Source organism: Cereibacter changlensis JA139 (assembly GCF_003034985.1).
In the GTDB taxonomy this organism is placed as follows: domain Bacteria; phylum Pseudomonadota; class Alphaproteobacteria; order Rhodobacterales; family Rhodobacteraceae; genus Cereibacter; species Cereibacter changlensis.
This window is the reverse complement of the sequence record NZ_PZKG01000397.1, coordinates 1-705: the sequence shown is the minus strand read 5'-3', so window position 1 is coordinate 705 and position 705 is coordinate 1. Positions and strand designations below refer to the sequence as shown.

Here is a 705-nt window from a genome sequence, read left to right as displayed (position 1 = left end):
ACTGTTGATTTCCACCCAGAACTGATGGGGTAGGCACATAATTTCCACTGAGAATTGAGCCGTGTGAACCTTCTCCCGAAGCGGCGAGCGGCGCAGCCGGCCGCGCAGTGCGATGTCCGGCGCACGTTGCGACTGGTAGCGTCGCTGGAATTGCCGGAATACTCGCCGTTAACCGTGCCGTCGATATAGACCCCGTTGCCCGCCGCCATGCCGACCGAGGCGGAGAGCAGCAGCGCGTCGCGGTCCCGCATCGCGCCGCTGACCGGGAAGGAGACATCCGGGATGGTGAGGAAGGAGCGGTCCGACGCGTCGCCCTCTTCAAACTCATGCGCCCAGGCCGCGCGCAGCCCGAGCGTAGGCCGGTTCGAGGCGCCGGCGGGCCACTCGAAGGCCACCCCCAGCTCCGACCGCAGCGAGCGCCGGGTCTCGGCCTCGTAGCGCAGCCCGAAGGTGTCGGCGCCGGAGCGCAGCGTCTCGGAATAGGCCGGAGTCTTGATCGACTGCGCCCGGAGCCCGGCGAAGGGGGTGAAGCGGCCGATGCGGTAGCCAGCCTCGACATGCGCGGCGACGCTGTCCGCCGTCGCCTCGCCGGTGAAGCGGTCCTCGCCGGCGACGGTGACGGTCCGATCAGTGCTGATGTCGCTGCGGCCGAAGGCCAGCGCGCCCTCAACATAGAAGGCGTCCATCGCCTTGCGGGCGCTCAGC

At 68.8% G+C, this 705-nt stretch carries 1 protein-coding gene; it reads right to left on the bottom strand.

What is annotated here, in order from left to right; genetic code table 11:
- A partial coding sequence (locus C5F48_RS24320; protein ID WP_146170779.1) for an autotransporter outer membrane beta-barrel domain-containing protein occupies positions 1 to 705 on the bottom strand: 705 nt, incomplete at both ends.